This window comes from Aestuariivirga sp., assembly GCF_046093005.1.
Lineage (GTDB): Bacteria > Pseudomonadota > Alphaproteobacteria > Rhizobiales > Aestuariivirgaceae > Aestuariivirga.
On sequence record NZ_JBJTER010000056.1, the window covers coordinates 57789 to 74807 of the forward strand.

Below are 17019 nucleotides of genomic sequence, written 5' to 3' on the forward strand. Positions count from 1 at the left end.
CATGGCCGCGGCGCGCGTGAGCTGGCCGTTGCGCCTCTATGCGGTGGCGCTGGTGGCGTTGCTCGCCGTCAATGCGGCGGGCTTCGCGCTCACCGAGACGCTGAAACGCCTCGGGCCGCCGCCGCTCGGGCAAGCCATCACCTACTCGACCCTGGTGACCGATGCCGAGGGCCGCCTGCTCCGCCCCTTCATCACCAGGGACGGCTACTGGCGGCTGCCGGTCACCGCGAAGGAGGTCGATCCGCGCTTCCTCGCCATGCTCATCGCCTATGAGGACAAGCGCTTCTACGCGCATGGCGGCGTCGACCCGAAGGCCCTGCTGCGCGCCGCCTGGCAGGCGGTCAGCCATGGCCGCATCGTTTCCGGCGGCTCGACGCTGACCATGCAGGTGGCGCGATTGCTGGAGCCACGGCCCCAGCGCGGGCTTTCGGCAAAATTCGCCGAGATGATCCGCGCCATTCAGCTGGAGCGCGCCTTAAGCAAACAGCAGATCCTCGATCTCTACCTGGCGCTGGCGCCTTATGGCGGCAATGTCGAGGGGATCAGGGCGGCAACGCTTGCCTATTTTGGCAAGGAGCCGAAGCGCCTTTCGACCGCCGAGAGCGCCCTGCTCGCCGCCCTGCCGCAAGCCCCCGAAACCCGGCGGCCGGACCGCTTTCCCGCCCGCGCCGCAGAGGCCCGCAACCGGGTCATCGCCAGGCTCGCCGCGCAAGGGGTGATCAACGCCGATCAGGCCGCGGCGGCCACCGCCGAGGAGGCGCCGCAAGGCCGCCTCGCTTTTCCCATGCTCAGCCCGCATCTGGCCGAACGTCTGGCCAGACCAGCACCGCCAGGCAGCGTGATCACAACCACCCTCTCACGCGATCTGCAGCAGTCGCTCGAGACACTGGCGCGCGAGCGCGCGCTGGCCATCGGCTCCGGCGTCGCCGCCGCCATTATCGTCGTGGATAACGCCACCGGCGCGGTGCGCGCCCATATCGGCGGCACCGGCTATTTTGACAGCCAGCGCGCCGGTCAGCTCGATCTCGCGCTGGCGCTGCGTTCGCCCGGCTCGGCGCTGAAGCCTTTCATCTACGGGCTGGCCTTCGAGGATGGCATCGTCCATCCCGAAACTCTGATCGATGACCGCGCCGTGCGCTATGGCGCCTATGCGCCGGAGAATTTCGACGATACCTTCCACGGCACGGTCAGCGTGCGCACCGCGCTCCAGCAATCGCTCAACGTGCCGGCGCTGCAGGTGCTGGATGAGGTGGGGCCGGACCGGCTGGCGGCACGGCTCGTTAATGCCGGGGTCAAGCTCAGGCTGCCGGCCAACGCCGGCCCCGGCCTCGCGGTGGGGCTGGGGGGCGCCGGCGTCCGGCTTGTCGATCTCGCCCAGCTCTATGTGGCGCTGGCCCGCAACGGCAGGCCGGTGGCGCTTGCCTGGCAGCCTGGCCGGATCGCGCAAGACAAGTCCCTGAGACGCCTGCTGGAACCGCAGGCAGCCTGGATGATCGCCGATGTGCTGAAGGGGGCGCCCACGCCACCCAACGCGCTGGGTGGCCAGATCGCCTTCAAGACCGGCACCTCCTATGGCTACCGCGATGCCTGGGCCATCGGTTATGACGGCGCCAGCACCATCGCGGTGTGGGTAGGCCGCCCGGACGGCGCCGCGGTTCCGGGCGTGGTCGGACGGCTCGCCGCCGCCCCGATCCTGTTTGAAGCTTTCCAGCGGCTGGGTATGGCCCGCAAGCCCATCGGCCCTGCCCCGCCAGGAACCCTGATCGCCACCACATCCGAACTTCCCGCCGCGCTGCAGCGTTTCCGGCCCAGGGCCCTGCCGGAAGTTGCCGAACGCGCCAGCGGCGAGGCGCCGCCGGCCATTGCCTTTCCACCCGACGGCGCGCGCATCGATCTCACGGGGCATGCCGCCCCGGCGCTGAGCCTCAAGGTCAATGGCGGCACGCCCCCCTTCACCTGGCTCGCCGATGGCGTTCCCGTGGCCGAGCGCGAATTCCGCCGCGACAGCTTCTGGGAACAGCCGCCCAAAGGCTTCGCGAAGCTCTCGGTGATCGACGCCAGGGGCAAGAGCGCCAGCGCCCGGGTGCGCGTCGAGTGAGCATTCGAATGGAGAAAATCATGGCCGACAGCACGCCGTGGACCGCCCGCCCCTATCACCGCCGCTGGCTGATGGACCAGGCGGACGCGCTGTTCAGCCTTTACCAGCACAATGCCGTGAACCCAAAGGGCGGCTTCTTCGATCTCGATGCGGCGGGAAAGCCCATGGGCAATCTCCGCCAGATTCACGCCACGGCGCGCATGGTGCATTGCTTCGCGATCGCCGCGAAACTTGGCCGGCCGGGCGCCGAGAACATCGTCGACCATGGCATGCGCTATCTCTGGGACCGCCACCGCGACCAAACCCATGGCGGCTATTGCTGGTCGCTTGACGACAATGGCTACCGCGACGATTCCAAACAGGCCTATGGCCATGCCTTCGTGCTGCTCGCCGCATCGGATGCGCTGATGCTGGGCCACCCGCTTGCGAAGGACATGCTGGCCGACATCACGCAGGTCATTGACTCCCGTTTCTGGGAAGCGGACCCTGGCGCGGTGTCGGAGGAATATGCGCGCGACTGGGCGAAGATCTCCGGCTACCGCGGCCAGAATTCCAACATGCATTTGACCGAGGCGCTGATGGCCGCCTTCGAGGCCACGCATGATCGGGGCTATCTCGACAAGGCGAAAAGCATCGCGCGGTTGATCATTCTGCATCACGCCGCCTCGCTTGATTATGCGGTGGCCGAGCATTTCGACTCGCAATGGCGGATCGACAAATCCTACAAGGGCTCCGATATGTTCCGGCCGGCGGGCACCACGCCGGGCCACTGGCTTGAATGGTCACGGCTCATGGCCCAACTCTGGGTGCTGGATGGCCGCCGCGAGCCCGCCTTCATCGATGCCGCGCACCGGCTGTTCCGCAGTGCCGTGGACAAGGGCTGGGACAAGGCTTCAGGCGGCTTTCACTACACGCTGGACTTCGACAACCGCCCGGCCATCACCCACAAGATCTGGTGGCCGGTGACGGAAGCGATCGGCGCCGCCGCCTTCCTCAACGCGCTCAGCCCCGGTGAGTTCCATGAAACCTGGTACCGCAAGAGCTGGGATTTCGCCGCCAGCCACCTGATCGATCCCGCCAATGGCGGCTGGTTCCCGGAACTGGGCCCGGACCTGAAACCGGTTGACCTGTTCTTCACCGGCAAGCCTGACATCTACCACGCGCTGCAGGCCTGCCTGATCCCGCTCTACCCCGCAACGGGAAGCCTGATGACGGCGGCCAGTCAGAGCGTTTTGACCGCGGACTGAACCACGATCTCACCGGGGTCTGGAGCAAAGTGAGTTCGGCCAAAATCGAGCTCAAGTTTACCGCCCCCATGAGCGGAGAGATCAAGCGCGGGGACCGCGCTGACCGCTTTCCAAAACCGTCATGCCGGTTCGGTGAAGACATCCGACAAGGTCAGCGCGCGAGACGCCCTGAGGCGGGGGGGCTCACTCGACCCGGCTGCCCGCCGCCTTCTTCTGCCCTGCCTCGGCGGCGCGGATTTCGCCACCCCGGCGCCCCAGCGACCAAAGGTCGAAACTGTAAGTCGCAAGAAACAGCATGAAGCTGGAGATCACCAGCACCTCGCACTGCACATAGACCGTCTGCACAAGGTAGTCGGAAAACAGGCTATTGTGATCCTTGCCGATGAACAGCCCGAGATATACCAGCGTAAGCCCGAGCACCGCCATGCCCATGGGAAACCGGAAGCGCTGCATCGAAGGCAGCAGCCATGATGTGGCAGTATGGCCGGAAAGGCCGCGGCACAGCGTGGCGGCGATGGCGATCGTCACCGCCTGGGCCGCGAAAAAGATGTAACTCCCCAGCATGTGCAAGTCGCCGTTGGAGCCCAATGTATTGACGGTCAGCAGGTTCATGCCAAAGACCGCGGCGATCTGGCTCACGCAGGCGACCCCGATTGCCAAGCGGATGAGCCCGCCCCTCAGGCCGCCGATGCGCGCCAAAGCCGCGCTCCGCCAGTAAGAGACAATGATGAAGGGCATGACAACGGCCAGCAAGACGGTGACCAGCACGATCGTGTTGTGGAATGGCACGCCAACCATCGGCTCGCTGATGGCGCGGCTGATGGTGGGCGGGTCCGCGAGGTAAGCGGGATGCAGGTCCAGGAACGCCTCCCGCGCCCAAATCAGCATCGGGATTTGCACAACGGGCACGAGAAATGCCGCAACCGCCGCTGTCCGGAACACAGCTACCCGCATGGACCCGCTTATCCCCGACGATGCCCATGCCCGCCGGGCCGCCGCTGATTCAGCACAGCGGACGGCCCCGTGCCCGGCGTAAGGCCACAAGTCTTCATTGCGCACATGACCTGGTTTACCTCCTGAGCAGCTCGGCAAAAGACCACAATTCGTCGAAACCGGCAATAGAGCAGGCGCGGGCTGTTGACCTCACGCATCGGGCTTGCCAAAAAAAGCCCAACGCCAGTCACTCAACAAGCCCAGCCGTCGTTGGCAAAGAAACCGTCATGACAAGACCAACCCCGGCCGATAGGGCTGCGTTCGAGTTGCCGTGGCTGATTGCGGGCCTACTGTTTGCGGGAATGCTGTCGACATCAGCGGCCGCGTTGGCCGTTGCTTGGCCTGGCGCCGCGGCTTTCCTCGCAGCCCCCGTGACGCTGCTCGGCATCGGAAACCGCAATATTCGCGCGGTGCTGCTTTCCGGGGCGGGCGCCCTTGTATTGTGTCTCGTCCTGCCCGGCCGGGCCGTGTGGGCGCTTGTTTTGCTGTTTTCTGCCTTGATGCTGGCTCTGACCGTTTTCCTGCGCGTCAAAAGTCCATTCGAGCCCCGCCCCGTGCGGCCGGGCGCGCGTTACCTGCTTGGCACGGGGGTGTATACCGTCCCCGGTGTCGAATTGATCGGCCGGCTCTACTTCATCAAGCCGGCCATCATGCATGATCTCGCCGAACTCGCCGGGACCACCAGCAGTTTTCTATCCGCACACGGAATACACTTCACGCTGTCCTATGGCTCACTTCTTGGCGCACTGCGCCACGGTGGCCCGATCCCGTGGGATGACGACGTCGATTTCTCGATTCTCGGTTCCCGGTCGCTTGCCCTGATGGAAAGCGATTTCGAAAACATGCGGCTTGCCGCCAGCGCCCAAGGCCTGCGTTTGTTCCGCCATGGGGATTACTGGAAGGTCACGCTCGTCAGGTCACCGGTGTTTCCATGCGTCGATCTCTACAGAGGACCGGCGGACACGCCGGAAGGCCCTGAAACCAGGATGATCGCATGGGGCGGCATGCAGGTTCCGGCCCTGGCTGACGCCCGGCAATGGGTCGAGATCAAATATGGCGGCAGTTCGCTTTCTGTCGCCGTCAACGACCTGCCGTTCTGGGACTCTGGCTACATTCCAGCTTTCGTCGGGCACTGGCTCGGCTACGAACGGCTGGAGCTGATCGAGAAGCTTTATTCCCGCTTGTTTCACGTCACCGCAAAATAGAACGTCCCGCTGCCATCTCAGCTTGATAGCGCACGACCATTCCGCCGCGTCAGATGGGAATCAGCTGCATGTTGCCCGCCGTGATGCGCGAACCGTCGGACGAGATCGGGCTGCAGGTGGAGGGCGTTCCCTTCGGCAGGAAGCTCGTGGGGTTGCGCGCCTCGCACAGTTTACCGTCGGACGCCTGCCAGATGCCGGTGCCGATGCCCTTGCCGGCTTCGTCATATTCGAAGGTGCCATCGCGGAAGAACGACACCGTGCCTTTGCGGCCCGGCGCCGCGAAAGTGAACTTGCGTTCGGAGAGCGCGCGCGTCGTATCAGCGGCGGACAACGGACCCACGGGCAAAGGCGCAGGCGCCACCGGAGCGGTGGTCACCGGCGCGGCGGGGGCCAGGTCAGGCTGCGAGGAGCCCCCCATACCGCAGGCGGCGAGGCCAAAAGCCAATACCGACAGCGCCAGGCTCGCGGAAAATGGGCAATTGCGTATGTTCATTCAGACTCCCTCCGCCAGCACCACCACCCGCGATCCGATGGGAACGCGGCGGTAGAGTTCGATAACATCCTGGTTGATCATGCGAATGCAGCCGGACGACGCGTTTTTCCCGATCGACATCGGCTCCGTGGTGCCGTGAATACGGTAAAGCGTATCGTTGCCGTTTTGGTAGAGATAGAGAGCGCGCGCGCCCAGCGGATTATCCGGGCCGCCCGGCATGCCGTTCGCCCACTTGGCCTTCTCGGGGCTGCGCGCGATCATTTCCTTGGGCGGCGTCCAGCGCGGCCACATCACCTTGCGCCCCACGTCGGCAAGACCTGCCCAGCGGAAACCGTCCCTGCCCACCGCGCAACCCCAGCGCATCGCTTTGCCGCCCTGCAGAACGAGGTAGAGTTGCCGGTTCTGGGTATCGACGATGACGGTGCCCGGCCACTGGCGGCCGGTGTACTCGACAATGGCCGGGCGGAAAGCCTCCGGGATCTTGCTGTAATTGAAAGGCGGCAATGGATACGGGTCGTCCTCGCTGCTCTGCGCCAGGACGGCGGCGGAAAGAGGAGCCGCAACCACGGCGGCGGACGCGCCGGCGAGGACGGAACGGCGGGAAAGCATCATGTTTCTCTCGTCTGATCTGCGAGTCATGGAGCGTTGCTACCAAAATGCCGGGCAAACGCTAAGTACTTATTAACGATAATGGAGCCGTTTTAATGTCGGCGTAGTCTCCGATAGGCATCGCCACCAGCGGAACAATCACTGATTGCACCGCCTTTGCCTCCGTCCCGCGTGGGGTGTGCCATGTGCCCGGCACGCTTGTCGGGGCCCGCGGTTTGCGTCATGTTCGCGGCCATAATGGGAGATTTGACATGAAGATTCTGGTCATCGGCGGCGGCGGCATGGTGGGCGTCAAGCTGATCGACAGGCTGGCCAGGGATGGCCGTCTGGGTTCTCAGCAGATAACCAGCCTGATCCGCCATGATGTGATCCTGCCGCCGCCACCACCGGCCGCAGCCTTCCCGGTTGAAACCCTGCTGGGCGATCTCTCGACGCCTGGCGAGGCGAAAAAGCTGGTGGCGATGAAGCCCGACGTGATCTTCCACCTCGCCGCCATCGTGTCGGGCGAGGCGGAAGCCGATTTCGAAAAGGGCTACCGCATCAATCTCGACGGCACGCGCTATCTTTTCGAGGCGATCCGCAAGGCGGGCGGCTGCTACAAGCCGAAAGTGATCTTCACCTCCTCGATTGCCGTGTTTGGCGCCCCGTTCCCGGAGGCCATTCCGGACAATTTCTTCACCACCCCGCTCACCAGCTATGGCACCCAGAAGGCGATCGGCGAATTGCTGCTGGCCGATTACACGCGGCGCGGCTTCTTCGATGGCGTGGGGCTTCGTTTTCCGACCATCTGCGTGCGCCCCGGCAAGCCGAACCTCGCGGCTTCGGGGTTCTTCTCCAACATCGTCCGCGAGCCGCTGGCCGGCCATGAGGCGGTGCTGCCGGTGTCGGAGGATGTGCGCCACTGGCATGCCTCGCCGCGCGCCGCCACTGGTTTCCTGCTGCACGCGGCCACCATGGATACAGCGCTTCTCGGCAACCGCCGCAACCTCACCCTTCCAGGCATTTCCTGCACGGTCGGCGAACAGATCGCGGCGCTGCGCAAGGTGGCCGGCGAAAAGGTGGTGGCGCGCATCCGCCGCGAGCCCAACGAAACCATCATCAAGATCGTTGCCGGCTGGCCACGCAACTTCGAGGCCAAGCGCGCCCGCGAACTGGGCTTCGCCGCCGAAAACAGCTTCGAGGACATCATCCGCGTCCACATCGAGGATGAGCTGGGCGGCAAGATCGCCTGATGCCGCGCAGCGCAGCGCCAGACATACTCGCGGCGTTTTCCAACGCCGTGCTGCAAGCGGCGGGGGCGGATCAGCCTTCCGCCGAGGCCGCCACCTGGGCCATGCTGCACGCCTCGCTGCACGGGGTGGACAGCCACGGCATCCGGCTGCTGCCCTGGTATGCTGATTGCCTGCGGAATGGCGTGGCCAGGGGCAATCCAAAGGTTACGGTCACCCTCAAGCGGCGGGCGGCGGCGCTGGTCGATGCCGATGACGGGCTCGGCCACATCGCCATGTACCGCGCCATGGACGAGGCTTGCGCGCTGGCCCGCGATTGCGGGATCGGCATGGCGAGCGTCATCAACTCAACCCATTTCGGCGCCGCCGGGGCCTATACGCTGGCCGCCGCCGATGCCGGTTTCATCGGTTTCGTGACGGCGAACTCGGGCGCCTTCGTGGTGCCGCATGGCGGCTCGAAACCGATCCACGGCACCAGCCCGATTTCGCTCGCCGCGCCCAATCCGGGCGGTGACCCGTTCCTGCTCGACATGGCCACCAGTTCCATTCCCTGGAACAAGGTGCTGCGCTACCGCACGGAAGGTCTTGAATTGCCGCCCGGTGTCGCCGTCGATGCCACGGGCGCCTTCGTCACCGACCCGCACAAAGCGACAGCGCTCGCCCCCGCCGGCGGACCCGACTTCGGCTACAAGGGCGCTGCCCTTGCCGGCGTTGCCGAGGTGCTGGGCGGCATGCTGAGCGGCATGCGGCTCTCCGCCGATCAGGATGGCCTGGCGCTGGGCGACACCAAGGTCGGGCATTTCGTGATGGCCATCGACCCCACGCTGTTCATGACGCTTGAGGCGTTCGGCGCAAAGCTTCAGGCCTATATCGGGAATTTCAGGGAGCAGCCGGGAACCTATGCCGCCGGCGGCCCGGAATGGGAGCGCCGCCGCATCCGCGCCGCGCAAGGCATTCCCTTGCCCGATGGCCTTTACGCGGAACTCACGGCGGCTGGTGAACGGGCGGGCGTGAGCCTCGCGGTCTGATCATGCAGGAGCCCGTGGAAGACCGCACCCGCGGCATCCTGTGGATGCTCGCCACCATGTTCTGTTTCATCTCGCTCGATGCGATCATGAAACATCTGCTCGAACATCTGTCGCTGGTTCAGGTGACATGGGCGCGATTCTTCTTCGCCACCATCGTGGCGATCATCGCCTGCGGTCCCAGGCTCCCGCAGCTGGCGATCAGCCGCCACCCGCGCCGGCAATTCCTGCGCTCGCTGTTACTGATGTCCACCACCGCGCTTTTCAACGCGGGCATCCGCACCACGCCGCTCGCCACCGCCACCACCATCATGTTCCTGAACCCCATCCTGGTGACCGTTCTGTCAATTACCGCACTTGGCGAGAAAGTCAGCGCAAGCCGCTGGCTGGGCGTGTTTTTTGGCTTTCTCGGCGCGCTGATCGTGGTCCGCCCCTGGCAGGAGGGCTTCGGGGCCTATGGCTATGGCATGCTGTTCCTGCTGGGCGCCGCGCTGCTCAACGCCAACTACCAGATTCTCACCCGCCGGGTGCGCGATGACGATCCGTTGACTTCGCTGCTCTACACCGCCGCCATGGGCGCCGTGGTGACCAGCCTGATCGTGCCGTGGTTCTGGAACTGGCCCTCGGCTTTCGACTGGCTGTTGCTGGTGGCAAGCGGCGTGGCGGGCGGGCTCGGGCACCTGTTCCTGATCCGCGCCTTCCGGTCAGCGCCCGCATCGGTGGTGGCGCCCTTCAGCTACTCCTCGCTGATCTGGGCGGCGCTGTTTGGCTACCTGATCTGGGGCGACTGGCCCGACCTGTGGACGGGAGCGGGCGCGGCGCTGATCGTCGGTTCCGGCCTTTACATCTTTCAGCGGGAGCGCCGGTCCGACAGCGCGGTGCCCAGCTCATGACGCCAGCAGAGCTTAACGCCCGCCGCAACCTGATCGGCATCGCCTCGCTGTGCGCCGGCGTGTTCATCTTTTCGATCCAGGACGCGATCCTCAAAGGCCTGAGCGGCGCCCACGCCGTTACCCTGGCCATCGTCCTGCGCTCGCTGGTGGGCCTGCCGATCCTGCTGGTGATGGTTCATTACGAGGCGGGCCTCAAGGCGCTGAAGACGAAGAACTGGCGGCTGCTGATCGCCCGCGGGTTCATCCTGCTTGTGTCCTACACCACCTATTACATGGCCTTTCCGGCGCTGCCGCTGGCCGAGGCGATTGCCCTGTTCTTCACCTCGCCGATCTTCGTCACCTTGCTGGCGGCCCTGTTCCTGCGCGAGCGGGTGTCGCTCAAATCCTGGGCGGCGGTGATCGCCGGCTTCATCGGGGTGTTGATCATCCTCAGGCCGGGCACCGGACTGTTCGAGCCCGCCGCGCTGCTGAGCCTGTTCAGCGCCGCGGCCTATGCGCTGTCGATGATCCTGGCGCGGCGCTACAGCGCCGAGGAGCCGACCACCGTCATGGCCTTCTATGTCAACGGCGTTTACATGGTGGCGGCGGCCATGATCGCCTTGGGCTTCCACGCGGCGGGCATCACCGCTTTCGGCCATCCCAGCCTCGACTTTCTGGTCCGCCCCTGGGCCATGCCGGACCTGCGCGATCTCTTCCTGATGGGCCTGTGTGGGGTGATCGCGGCGGTGGCCATGTCCCTCCTCACCCATGCTTACCGGCTGGCCAAGGCCAATCTGGTCACGGTGTTCGAATACACCGGCATGCTGTGGGTGCCGCTGTGGGGCTATCTGCTGTTTGCCGAGATTCCAGCCGTGACGACGGTCATCGGAACAGCGGTGATCATTGCCGCGGGACTTTACGCGGTCAGGGCGTCAGGCGGGCTCTGAAGCTACGGCGCGACTTTTTCGCTCAGCACCCGGAAATCGCCGACATAGCTTTTCTCAACCGCCGGATTGGGCTTCACCAGCAGGATCACACCGGTGCCGCGCACCCGGCCGGGACTGGGGAAACTCTGCGGTTGCGCCGAGCGCGGCAGGCTGAAACTGAAAACCTCGAGACCGGCGCCACTGACCGAGAATTCCGGCATCACCGTCACGTCGACAGACGCAGCCATACTGGCGGGATCAACACCTTCGGGCGGGCGATAATCGATCGCCGTCACCTCGTGAACCTCGCCATCCGGAAACTCCACCTGAATGCCAAGTTCCTCGTCGGGCGGCGAGATGGCGACAAAGGTATCCTCCGCGCCGTCGAACAGGTTCGCAATGGCGTAGCGCTCCTCTCCGCCGTCCTTCAGCGCCGAAGTGATGCGCGCGCCCCTGGTGAGGTCCACACTGGTGGTTTCGATGGCCGGCGCGTCGCTTTTGACGATCGTCATATCGGCCGCGCCGGAGTCGGATTTCTGCGGATCGAGCGAGACCACCACATTGACCGGCGCCTGGGCGGCCGGCTGCGGCATGAACACCTGGTAGGCCGCGAGCGCCACGCCGGCAATCGCCGCGACACTCGACACGACGATGTGAAACGTGCCGAGCCTCGCCGTGCTAGGTCTTGAGGATTGAACGTCCCGCATATGCCGCCTGAGACCCCAGTTCTTCCTCGATGCGAAGAAGCTGATTGTACTTGGCCAGCCGGTCTGAACGCGCCAGCGAGCCGGTCTTGATCTGACCGCAGTTTGTGGCAACAGCAAGGTCGGCGATGGTCGAGTCCTCGGTTTCGCCGGAGCGGTGCGACATGACGGCGGCATAGGCCGCCTTGTGCGCCATGGAAACGGCTTCCAGCGTTTCGGTGAGCGAGCCGATCTGATTCACCTTCACCAATATGGCGTTGGCGACATGGCTTGAAATGCCTTCCTTGAGGCGGCGGGTGTTGGTGACGAACAGATCATCGCCAACCAGCTGGTGGGTTGCGCCGATCAGCCTTGTCACTTCCCGCCAGCCCTCCCAGTCGTCCTCGGCCATGCCGTCCTCGATCGAGAAGATCGGATAGGCGCGGGCCAGCTTGGCGAGATATTCGGCCTGCTCGACGATCGAGCGCTTCTTGCCCTCGCCTTCGTAGTCATAGACGCCGTTCTTGAAGAATTCGGTGGCCGCGCAATCCAGCGCCAGCATCACGTCATCGCCCGGCTTGTAGCCGGCCTGGGCAACCGCCGTCATCACGAAATCGAGCGCCGCCTCGGCCGAGGGCAGGTTGGGTGCGAAGCCGCCTTCATCGCCGACATTGGTGTTGTGACCGGCTTTCTTGAGCGCGGCTTTCAGCGTGTGGAAAATCTCAGCGCCCATGCGCAGGCCTTCGCGGAAGCTCTGCGCGCCCACCGGCATGATCATGAATTCCTGGAAATCGATCGGGTTGTCGGCATGCGCGCCGCCATTGATGATGTTCATCATCGGCACCGGCAGAAGATGCGCCGCGGCGCCGCCGACATAGCGGTAGAGCGGCAGGCCCGAGGCATCGGCCGCCGCCTTTGCTGTGGCAAGCGAGACGCCCAGAATGGCATTTGCACCGAGGCGGCTCTTGTTGGGCGTGCCGTCAAGCTCGATCATGGCGCGGTCGATGGCGATCTGGTCCTCGGCCTCCATGCCGGCGAGGGCATCGAAAATCTCGCCATTGACGGCGGCCACCGCCTTGGTCACACCCTTGCCGAGGTAGCGGGCCTTGTCGCCGTCGCGGATCTCCACCGCCTCATGGGCACCCGTCGACGCGCCCGACGGAACCGCGGCGCGGCCCATGGAACCGTCCTCCAGCACCACGTCCACCTCCACAGTCGGGTTGCCGCGGCTGTCCAGAATTTCGCGGGCGGTGATGTCGATGATGGTGGTCATGGCGGAGGCTCCCCTGTGCAATGCGCGCGCTTATGGCGGCTCTGCGTGACCAATGCAAGACAGCCCTCAGGCCGCCTTGGCGACCCGGTCCAGCGCCATCAAAGTGGCCAGCAGCTTTTCGAGCTGCACGAGCGGCACCATGTTGGGGCCATCAGAGGGGGCATTGTCCGGGTCCTGGTGGGTCTCGATGAACACGCCCGCCACCCCCACCGCCACGGCGGCCCGCGCCAGCACCGGCACCATGCGCCGGTCGCCGCCGGAGGCCGTCCCCTGCCCGCCCGGCTGCTGCACCGAATGGGTGGCGTCGAAAATCACCGGCGCGCCGGTTTCCGCCATGACCGGCAGCGCCCGCATGTCGGACACCAGCGTGTTGTAGCCGAAGGACGCGCCCCGCTCGGTGAGCAGCACATTGGGGTTGCCGCTGTCGACGATTTTCGCCAGCACATTCTTCATGTCCCACGGCGCCAGGAACTGCCCTTTCTTGACGTTGATCACCCGCCCGGTATTGGCGGCAGCCACGAGGAGATCGGTCTGACGGCACAGAAAGGCCGGAATCTGCAGGATATCGGCGACACTCGCCACCTCGGCGCACTGGCCGTTCTCATGCACATCGGTCAGCACCGGCAGGCCCAGCTCCTTGCGGATATCGGCGAACACGGCGAGCGATTTTTCCAGACCCATGCCGCGCTTGCCGGACAGGCTGGTGCGGTTGGCCTTGTCAAAGCTCGATTTGTACACAAGCCCGATGCCGAGCCTGGCGCAGATCTCTTTCAACCGGCCGGCCATCATGAAGGCGTGGTCGCGGCTTTCCATCTGGCAGGGCCCGGCGATGAGCGCGATGGGGAGGGCATTGCCGAAGCTCGTGGCGCCCGCCGTAACAATGCTATTGGCTTTCATGAAGGATACACCAGGAATGTGCCCGATCCATGGGCATAAAGCTTTCCGGCCTCATCGGTGAGCTTGGCGTCCGCCGTAAACATGGTGCGCCCGGCATGCAGCACATGTCCGGTGCACAGCAGCCGGCCGGTATCGGCGTCGATCTTGCGCACGTAATTCACTTTCAGTTCAATGGTGCCATAGCCGGTGTTGGGGGCGAGCTTGGTCTGCACCGCACAGCCCATGGCGGAGTCGATCAGGGTTGCCGCATAGCCGCCATGCACGCGCATTTGCGGATTATAGTACTTTGGACCAGGCGTGGCCTCGAAGGTGGCCGTGCCATCGCCGAGCGCAATGAGCCGCATGTTCATGGTCTCGGCCATCGCCGAGGCCTTCCACTGCGCGACATCAAGCGCCATGGCGCGGCTGGTCTGTTTCTCCATGCGCGTTGTCCTACGCCCGCTGCGGTTTAACTGCAACCGCCTGGCTCAGGATCACGTCATTTGCCGCGAATGCCTCAAGAACGGCGAGCCTGAGATCACTCGCCACCTGACCGCCGTCGAAGATATCGGCGACATGCACACGCAAGTCGAACTCGAGGCCATTGAGCCCGATCCGCGACAGAACCGCCGAGGGCGCAGGATAGGTCAGCACCTTGGGGTGGTGGCGGGCCGTTTCGGCGAGCAGCTTCAGCACCAGCGCGGCGTCATTGCCGACTTCCACCGTGACCGGCACGGTGATGCGCCCCTTATTGTCGGTAAGCGTCCAGTTTCGAACCGTACCGGTCACCAGCTGCGAATTTGGAAGGATGATCGAACAGCCGTCGAAGGTTTCGATCTCGGTCGAGCGGACATTGATGCGGCGGACGATGCCTTCGCCATCGGCCAGCGACACCCAGTCGCCGACCCGCACTGGCCGCTCCGCGAGGATGATCAGCCCCGACACGAAGTTGTTGACGATCGACTGCAGGCCGAAACCGATGCCGACGCCCAGCGCGCCGGCAATGATCGCGAGGTTGGTGAAATTCAGCCCGGCGACGCTCAGCGCGAAACCGATGGCAAGGACATATCCGGCGTAAGAGGCGCCCTTCAGGATCGAATCCTGCACGCCTTTGTTGATCCGCGTCTCGGACAGGATCCGCTTGCCGAGCCAGCGGTTGAAGAGATTGGTGGCCAGAAAGCCGGCGATCAGGACAGCCGCTACCCCCAACACCATGGCCGGCGAGATCGTAACGCTGCCAACCTGGAAGCCCAGCGTGAGCGTGTTGATGAACCCGCCGAAATCCACCCAGTTCAGCGTCCACACCAAGAGCAGCGCGGGAATGCCGCCGACGATAAACACCAGGTCGATAATCGTGCGGACGATCAGGCCGATACGCTCGATCGAACGCTCGCCTAAACCGGTTGCGCGGCGCAGAAAAGTGCCGATCGCGCTGTGAGGGTCGAAGCTCGCCGCGACCGTGGCGTCGAGCAGATGATAGAGCATCACCAGCACCGTCAGCAGCATGCCGGTGCGGACCAGCTGATGCGCCAGATAGTCGGCCAGCGCGAGGTAGCCCAACAGCAACGCTCCGAAGCCGATCAGGATCAACAGCCACGCCAGCGGCGTAAAGACAGGCGCCCATCCAAAGTAGAGATTGTGCCCGGCAGGCTTCGGCAGGCCACTCTGATGGGTCAGCGTGTGCAGGATGATGCTGAGCAGGCTCAACAAGACCAGCGCCGACACGGCAGAATGCCCGACGGTGTACTGGATGCCGAGATACAGCCCGTCCGCCACATCGATAAGCTGTGCGTTGAAGACGGATACGAAACAAATGACGCCAGCGAGTATTGGGAACCGTGCCGCCGCACTGTCATCCAGATCGATGATGCGCAGCTCGGGATGACCTGGCGCAGCCATACCCCGCGCCAGCTTGTAGAAGAAGTACGCGGCTACTACGGTAACGATAATCGCTTTCCACTCCGTGCGAACCAGCGCGGTCATGTAGCCGCTTGACTCGAGCGCGAGATGAATGGGCCCCAGCAGAACCAACAGCGTGACAACTGTGCCCAGCAACGACCGTAAAATCGTCCACAGCCGCGTCATGTCGTCGGCCTCGGAGCCGGTCTTGGTGAAGCGCTCCGTCCACCGCCCGAGCTGTCGGCTCAAAATCCGGTATCCGGCGAAGAAAGCGGCGACAAACACGGGAACAACCACCAAGCCCAGCGGATTGGCACTCAGCCGGACGCTGTTCCACCATTCCGAGAGCAGCGAGCGTAAGGCTGTCGACAGCGCAATCGCTCCCTTGCCCACATCGGCCCACAACGAGGGATTGAGGATCGACCGGTTGCGGTCAAAAATCCGCTCGAAGAACTGGTCGCGCTGCAAAGCGGTAACCTGACCGGCGCTCTGCTGGGCATTGATCGCCAGAACATCGAACTGCGATCTCAGGCTCTGCAGCTTGTCTCGTGTGGCGATCAGTTGAGCACGCGTTTCCGCCACGCCCGCGTCTTCCTGTCCGCTATCTGGCGGTGGCCCGAGTGAAGTGAGCTGTTGCGCGACCTCGGACAATGGGCCTTGCAGTTCGGCTGATCTCTGGGCGCTGGAGGTCCGCACCCGCTCGAAGGCACCCTTGATCGCGGTCAGGTTATCGTCGGAGACATAGGGTCCGCGGAACTGCTTGTTGGCGCCGTCGAAATCGGCGCGATAGCTGGCGAGCGCCTGCTCGTTCTTGGCGATGAGGCCGGCATCGAGGGCGACAGCCGGCGCTGCCGCCAGCAGAAGCGCCCAGACTGCGGCGAGTGCCAGTTTGAGCACCGCCCGCATGGCTCAGACGAGGCGGCTTTGCTCGACCGCCGCCGCCACGAAGGACCTGAAAAGCGGATGCGGATCGAACGGCTTCGACTTGAGCTCGGGGTGATACTGAACCCCGATGAACCACGGATGATCGGGGTATTCCACGGTCTCCGGCAGCAGCCCATCCGGCGACATGCCGGAGAACAGGAGGCCTGCCTTTTCCAGCCGGCCGCGGTAATGGGTGTTCACCTCGTAGCGGTGGCGGTGCCGCTCGCTGATGCGCGTTGATCCATAGATTTCTGCAATCTTGCTTTCCGGCTTCAGGTCCGCCTCATAGGCGCCGAGCCGCATGGTGCCGCCGAGGTCGCCGCCGGCCTTGCGGATCTCGAGCTCGTTGCCCTTCATCCACTCCGTCATGGTGCCGACGACGGGCTCCTTCGTCTCGCCGAACTCGGTGGAACTCGCGCCCTCGATGCCACAGAGAGAGCGCGCCGCCTCGATGCAGGCCATCTGCATGCCGAAGCAGATGCCGAAATAGGGAACCTTGCGGGTGCGCGCGAAGGTGGCCGCCTTGATCTTGCCCTCGGAGCCGCGCTCGCCAAATCCGCCGGGAACCAGAATGCCATGCACACCCTCGAGATAGGGTGCGGGATCTTCCTTCTCGAAGACCTCAGCCTCGATCCACTCCACGTTGACCTTCACCTTGTTGGCGATG

16 protein-coding genes are annotated in these 17019 nt (G+C 64.5%); 7 read left to right on the top strand and 9 right to left on the bottom strand.

The features are described from left to right. The first annotated feature begins 1 nt into the window (after nt 1). Nucleotides 2-2098: a penicillin-binding protein 1C gene (gene pbpC / locus ACKOED_RS04630; RefSeq protein ID WP_408915403.1), complete on the top strand. Its 2097-nt coding sequence runs from the start codon at nt 2-4 to the stop codon at nt 2096-2098. Between the two features lie 20 nt (nt 2099-2118). Beyond that, nucleotides 2119-3345 carry an AGE family epimerase/isomerase gene (locus ACKOED_RS04635; RefSeq protein WP_408915404.1) on the top strand — a complete coding sequence of 409 codons (1227 nt, stop codon included), beginning with the start codon at nt 2119-2121 and terminating at the stop codon, nt 3343-3345. 183 nt (nt 3346-3528) lie between these two features. Here the strand turns inward: ACKOED_RS04635 and ACKOED_RS04640 are convergent, their stop codons facing one another. Next, a complete protein-coding gene (locus ACKOED_RS04640) occupies nt 3529-4299 on the bottom strand; it encodes a hypothetical protein (protein ID WP_408915405.1) in 771 nt (256 codons plus the stop codon). A 266-nt stretch (nt 4300-4565) separates the two neighbouring features. On the opposite strand from ACKOED_RS04640, the gene ACKOED_RS04645 reads away from it, so the two are divergent. Further along, nucleotides 4566-5543 (top strand): LicD family protein, encoded by a 978-nt coding sequence (locus tag ACKOED_RS04645; protein ID WP_408915406.1) that lies wholly within the window; start codon nt 4566-4568, stop codon nt 5541-5543. 49 nt (nt 5544-5592) lie between these two features. Here the strand turns inward: ACKOED_RS04645 and ACKOED_RS04650 are convergent, their stop codons facing one another. Further along, nucleotides 5593-6036, bottom strand: a complete 444-nt coding sequence (locus tag ACKOED_RS04650; protein WP_408915407.1) for a hypothetical protein — start codon at nt 6034-6036, stop codon at nt 5593-5595. Next, complete coding sequence (locus tag ACKOED_RS04655) at nt 6037-6648, bottom strand: L,D-transpeptidase (protein WP_408915408.1); 612 nt, start codon at nt 6646-6648, stop codon at nt 6037-6039. A gap of 248 nt (nt 6649-6896) precedes the next feature. On the opposite strand from ACKOED_RS04655, the gene denD reads away from it, so the two are divergent. From denD to ACKOED_RS04675, 4 genes are read left to right on the top strand one after another with little or no spacing between them, the layout of a single operon-like run. Further along, nucleotides 6897-7877 (top strand): D-erythronate dehydrogenase, encoded by a 981-nt coding sequence (gene denD, locus ACKOED_RS04660; RefSeq protein ID WP_408915409.1) that lies wholly within the window; start codon nt 6897-6899, stop codon nt 7875-7877. Further along, nucleotides 7877-8902: an Ldh family oxidoreductase gene (locus ACKOED_RS04665; protein WP_408915410.1), complete on the top strand. Its 1026-nt coding sequence runs from the start codon at nt 7877-7879 to the stop codon at nt 8900-8902. The genes denD and ACKOED_RS04665 overlap by 1 nt, the downstream gene beginning before the upstream one ends. Before the next feature lie 14 nt (nt 8903-8916). Beyond that, nucleotides 8917-9792: a DMT family transporter gene (locus ACKOED_RS04670; RefSeq protein WP_408915411.1), complete on the top strand. Its 876-nt coding sequence runs from the start codon at nt 8917-8919 to the stop codon at nt 9790-9792. After that, on the top strand, nt 9789-10718 hold the full coding sequence (locus ACKOED_RS04675; RefSeq protein ID WP_408915412.1) for a DMT family transporter: 930 nt from the start codon (nt 9789-9791) through the stop codon (nt 10716-10718). Before ACKOED_RS04670 ends, ACKOED_RS04675 begins: the two co-directional genes overlap by 4 nt. A 2-nt stretch (nt 10719-10720) precedes the next feature. On the opposite strand, the gene ACKOED_RS04680 is transcribed toward ACKOED_RS04675, so the two are convergent. From ACKOED_RS04680 to ACKOED_RS04705, 6 genes are all read right to left on the bottom strand, one after another. Continuing rightward, nucleotides 10721-11404, bottom strand: coding sequence for a hypothetical protein (locus ACKOED_RS04680; RefSeq protein ID WP_408915413.1), 684 nt, complete (start codon nt 11402-11404; stop codon nt 10721-10723). Beyond that, nucleotides 11376-12653, bottom strand: coding sequence for a phosphopyruvate hydratase (eno, locus tag ACKOED_RS04685; RefSeq protein ID WP_408915414.1), 1278 nt, complete (start codon nt 12651-12653; stop codon nt 11376-11378). The genes ACKOED_RS04680 and eno overlap by 29 nt, the downstream gene beginning before the upstream one ends. A 66-nt stretch (nt 12654-12719) precedes the next feature. Further along, nucleotides 12720-13550, bottom strand: a complete 831-nt coding sequence (kdsA, locus tag ACKOED_RS04690; protein ID WP_408915415.1) for a 3-deoxy-8-phosphooctulonate synthase — start codon at nt 13548-13550, stop codon at nt 12720-12722. After that, nucleotides 13547-13972: a PaaI family thioesterase gene (locus ACKOED_RS04695; RefSeq protein ID WP_408915416.1), complete on the bottom strand. Its 426-nt coding sequence runs from the start codon at nt 13970-13972 to the stop codon at nt 13547-13549. The genes kdsA and ACKOED_RS04695 overlap by 4 nt, the downstream gene beginning before the upstream one ends. A 10-nt stretch (nt 13973-13982) precedes the next feature. Further along, on the bottom strand, nt 13983-16334 hold the full coding sequence (locus ACKOED_RS04700) for a DUF3772 domain-containing protein (protein ID WP_408915417.1): 2352 nt from the start codon (nt 16332-16334) through the stop codon (nt 13983-13985). A gap of 3 nt (nt 16335-16337) precedes the next feature. Continuing rightward, nucleotides 16338-17019 (bottom strand): glutamine amidotransferase-related protein (locus tag ACKOED_RS04705; protein WP_408915418.1); only part of this gene is annotated, 682 nt, incomplete at its 5' end.

What these genes read in the sequence shown, in the direction of transcription:
- pbpC (WP_408915403.1), top strand. Translation starts at nt 2, where the DNA reads ATGGCCGCGGCGCGCGTGAGCTGGCCGTTGCGCCTCTATGCGGTGGCG.
- ACKOED_RS04635 (WP_408915404.1), top strand. Translation starts at nt 2,119, where the DNA reads ATGGCCGACAGCACGCCGTGGACCGCCCGCCCCTATCACCGCCGCTGG.
- ACKOED_RS04640 (WP_408915405.1), bottom strand. Translation starts at nt 4,299, where the DNA reads ATGCGGGTAGCTGTGTTCCGGACAGCGGCGGTTGCGGCATTTCTCGTG.
- ACKOED_RS04645 (WP_408915406.1), top strand. Translation starts at nt 4,566, where the DNA reads ATGACAAGACCAACCCCGGCCGATAGGGCTGCGTTCGAGTTGCCGTGG.
- ACKOED_RS04650 (WP_408915407.1), bottom strand. Translation starts at nt 6,036, where the DNA reads ATGAACATACGCAATTGCCCATTTTCCGCGAGCCTGGCGCTGTCGGTA.
- ACKOED_RS04655 (WP_408915408.1), bottom strand. Translation starts at nt 6,648, where the DNA reads ATGATGCTTTCCCGCCGTTCCGTCCTCGCCGGCGCGTCCGCCGCCGTG.
- denD (WP_408915409.1), top strand. Translation starts at nt 6,897, where the DNA reads ATGAAGATTCTGGTCATCGGCGGCGGCGGCATGGTGGGCGTCAAGCTG.
- ACKOED_RS04665 (WP_408915410.1), top strand. Translation starts at nt 7,877, where the DNA reads ATGCCGCGCAGCGCAGCGCCAGACATACTCGCGGCGTTTTCCAACGCC.
- ACKOED_RS04675 (WP_408915412.1), top strand. Translation starts at nt 9,789, where the DNA reads ATGACGCCAGCAGAGCTTAACGCCCGCCGCAACCTGATCGGCATCGCC.
- ACKOED_RS04680 (WP_408915413.1), bottom strand. Translation starts at nt 11,404, where the DNA reads ATGCGGGACGTTCAATCCTCAAGACCTAGCACGGCGAGGCTCGGCACG.
- eno (WP_408915414.1), bottom strand. Translation starts at nt 12,653, where the DNA reads ATGACCACCATCATCGACATCACCGCCCGCGAAATTCTGGACAGCCGC.
- kdsA (WP_408915415.1), bottom strand. Translation starts at nt 13,550, where the DNA reads ATGAAAGCCAATAGCATTGTTACGGCGGGCGCCACGAGCTTCGGCAAT.
- ACKOED_RS04695 (WP_408915416.1), bottom strand. Translation starts at nt 13,972, where the DNA reads ATGGAGAAACAGACCAGCCGCGCCATGGCGCTTGATGTCGCGCAGTGG.
- ACKOED_RS04700 (WP_408915417.1), bottom strand. Translation starts at nt 16,334, where the DNA reads ATGCGGGCGGTGCTCAAACTGGCACTCGCCGCAGTCTGGGCGCTTCTG.